Raw genomic sequence first — 3,535 nt, 5'->3', positions numbered from 1 at the left:
TTGTTATGCAAAAAAACATTTAATCATCATTTAAACACTATCAAAACTAAAAAACTTATAATTTTTTTACCCCAAAACATTAATTAAACATTATCATTTTTTATTATTCTTAGAAAACCAAAAATAACATCACAAAAATAATATGATAAGGAAGGAAAAACTTTAATTCATTATTTATTTTTTGAATTATTCCAAACTAAAATCCCAAAATAAAAAAGGAATCAAATAAAGTGATTTATATAAAACGGTTTTTTCAAATCTTTGCAAAAATAAAAAAAATATTGAAATATTAAAAATTTCTACATTATTAATTGGTATTGTAATTATATTCTGGTCGCATTGTGAAGTGTTTGGTTGGTTTAAAAAAGAAAAGATAAATCAAGAACAAAGACAATCAGAATCAAACATTTCAGAAAAAACAACTACAAACAACAAAGACGAAAGCATTTTAAAAGTTGGAGTAATGAATAATGTTGCTCCTAATGTTTTTAAAGTTTTAGAAACTCACAAAGATACTATCAAATCTCAAAACACTGGTGAATACGTAGCAGGTTTCGATATTGATTTAATCAAAGAAATAGCAGAAAATTTAGAACTGAAATTAGAAATCTATGTCTTTGATTTTAAAGGTATTTTAGGCGCTTTAAATCAAAATAAAATTGATTTATCAATTACTTCTATGAGCATTACAGAAGAAAGGGCAAAAACTCTTGACGTTTCTAAAGCTTATACACAGACAGAAACAAGCATGGTAGTAAGAAAAAGCGACAAAAGATTTGATGATTTAAGAAAAACTAAAGAAATAGATTATGACTCATTTTGTGACAAATTAAAAGATTTAGGAAGAGAAAAACCCATTTCATTTATAACATTTCAAAATACTACTGCTATCCCCATAATTGACAAAATACAAAAACAAGTTAATGAAGACCAAATAATACGCATCAAAAAAGACAATGAATTAGATAGTCATACTGCATGTTTTCAAAATATTAAATTAAAAAAATCTGATATTTTCATTATAGATAGTTATTTGGCGATGGTAGCTTGTAAAATAAATGATGATCTAGATTATTTTTATATGACTTCAAATAACTTAGAAAATTCCGCTTGTCCTCAAGGTTTGGGAATATTTTTCCCCAAAGAAGAAAAAAATGATGAAGATAGAAGAATACCAAATTTACAAAAAAGCATAAATGAATCGTTGGTAAAATTGAATTTAGTTAAAAAAGATGATAAAGGCAAATTCCAAGACATCATAGATTTAAAAAAACAACTTAATGAATTAAATGAAGATGCAAAAAACCCCAATACAGAAGAAGATAAAGAAAAAATAGAACAAAAAATAAAAGAAATAAAAGAAAACACTAAACAAAGATTAGAAAAAATCTTTACCCAAAACAAAAAATATTTCCAAAAACAAGGTACTTATTATCAAATCAAAAAAACTCTACCCTCTTATCTAAAAGGACTCCAAATTACTTTAGTCCTTGCACTTGATAGCCTTATTGTAGGTTTTTTATTAGCTTCTTTGTATACTTTAATGAAAAAACACCAAAGCCAATAATCCAATAATATTTCATATAAATAATAGTTTTATTCATTTGATAGATATTTTTTTCATCATTTTAAAGGTATTCCTATAGCCGCCCAAGCAATGCTTATTTATTATGGAGTTGGCTATATATGTAAAGATATTTTTGAAATTACTCCTTTTAGTGTAGGACTTATAGTTTTAATCCTTAATTCTTTAGCAAGAATTACGATGATTTTGATGCAAAATATCAAATTTTTGGATAAAGGACAAATTGAAGCTGCCCTTTCTTTAGGAATGAATTCAAAACAAGTTTTTATCTATATTACTTGCCCCCAAGCCTTAAAAAGATCAGTGCCTTTTATTATGCAACAATTAATTACCAACATTAAGGATAGTTATTTTTTTGCCATTATAGGAGTTGCCGAACTTTCTTGGCAAGCACAAAGCAATATGGGCTCTACCTTTAATCCGATTCTACCTTTTGTTACAATATCTTGTTTTTACTTAATCATTATCAGCATTACTAATTTATCAAACAAATTATTAGAAAAAAAATTAAATTATTACAACCAAAAGCATAATGAAATATTTAAAAAATCAACACTATAAGAAAGACCATTAATAATGTGGTCTTTTTTTTATACGATTTTTAGCTATTTTTGTGTATAATAAAAATAAGTGTAAATATTTAATTTTTCCCAAATAAATATTCCAAATATCAAAAACGTCAGGAGATAAAAGCAATGAATGTTAATTTCAAATATAAAACTACATATTTGTATCAACTTTATTGCTTTTATTATTGTTTACAACTCAAATTTTAATTATATTAGGAGATAACGATGGACGTTAATGTTAGATACAAGACTAAATACTTATATCAATTTTAGCATATATAAATAGCAAAATATTTAAAAAAGAAAACCAAAGAAACAAAGACACAAAAAAGACAAATACAATCCAAAAAAGAACAAAACAATCAAAAAATTATTATAAAAAACAGACTAAAACTATCATTACTATCATTTTTTATTTTTTATCATTTTTTATTTATTACAATTAACTTTTATCATTTAATTTATTTAATTATCAAAATTAACAGTAAAAAAGGATGTAAAAAAAAATGAATACAAAACGGTATTTTTTTCAATGTTTTATCAAATTTTTTTAAAAACGTTTTCAAAAGTAAAAAAAATATAAAGATATTTAAAATTTCTACATTATTAATTAGTTTTATAATTCTAATTTGGTTGCATTTCCAAGTTTTTGGAATTAACATTCACCAAGCAAAAAAATCATCCAAACCCAAATTAATAGTGGCAACAACTAACGATTCTGCTCCTAATGTTTTTGGGTTATTAAATCGTACATCAGATTCTTTGAAAGCCAAAAATAAAGAAAATATAGCAGGGTTTGAGATAAGTTTAATCAAAAAAATAGCTGATAAACTAAATTTGGAATTAGAAATCAATGTTTTAGATTTTGAAGGAGTTTTAGCTGCTTTAAACCAAGAAAAAATTGATGTAGCAATTACATGCATGAGCATTACAGAAGAAAGAAGCAAAAAACTTGATCATTCTAAGGCTTATATCCAAGCCCAAACTAGCATGATAGTAAGAAGGAATGACAAAAGATTTGAAGGTTTAATCCAAAAAGAAGAAATAAATTTTGAAGGTTTTTGCGATGAATTAAAAAAAATAGCAACTCCAAACGAACCAATTCAATTTGTAACATTCCAAAATACTGCTGCAATCCCAGTAATTAAAAAAATAGTAGCGCAAACAAATATGCAAGAATCACAGCCACTTGTTAAAAAAAACAACGAATTAAGTAGTCCTCCTGCATGCTTTCAGGATGTTTCACAAAAGAAATCCGATATTTTTGTAATAGATAGTTTTATGGCTAGATGGGCTTGTGCCTCAGATAATAATTTAGCTTTTTTTAACATGAATTCCAAAAATTTAAGTCATTCTGCTTGCCCTCAAGGGGTTTTTGTAG

General features: G+C 25.3%; 3 protein-coding genes. All 3 read left to right on the top strand.

Annotated elements, in window-relative coordinates; all coding sequences use genetic code 11:
* The first annotated feature begins 346 nt into the window (after window positions 1-346).
* Window positions 347-1,567 carry a substrate-binding periplasmic protein gene (locus OL66_RS03565; RefSeq protein ID WP_238568755.1) on the top strand — a complete coding sequence of 407 codons (1,221 nt, stop codon included), beginning with the start codon at window positions 347-349 and terminating at the stop codon, window positions 1,565-1,567.
* Window positions 1,568-1,636: 69 nt separating this feature from the next.
* On the top strand, window positions 1,637-2,146 hold the full coding sequence (locus OL66_RS04195; RefSeq protein WP_274518113.1) for an ABC transporter permease subunit: 510 nt from the start codon (window positions 1,637-1,639) through the stop codon (window positions 2,144-2,146).
* Window positions 2,147-2,853: 707 nt separating this feature from the next.
* Window positions 2,854-3,535, top strand: a 682-nt coding sequence (locus OL66_RS00030) for a substrate-binding periplasmic protein (protein ID WP_156956331.1), incomplete at its 3' end; no start/stop codon positions are given.

The sequence above is a fragment of the Chrysanthemum yellows phytoplasma genome, assembly GCF_000803325.1.
Taxonomy (GTDB): Bacteria; Bacillota_I; Bacilli_A; order Acholeplasmatales; family Acholeplasmataceae; genus Phytoplasma; species Phytoplasma asteris.
The sequence above is the reverse complement of the archived record's forward strand: the minus strand, read 5'-3'. Positions and strand labels throughout refer to the sequence as shown.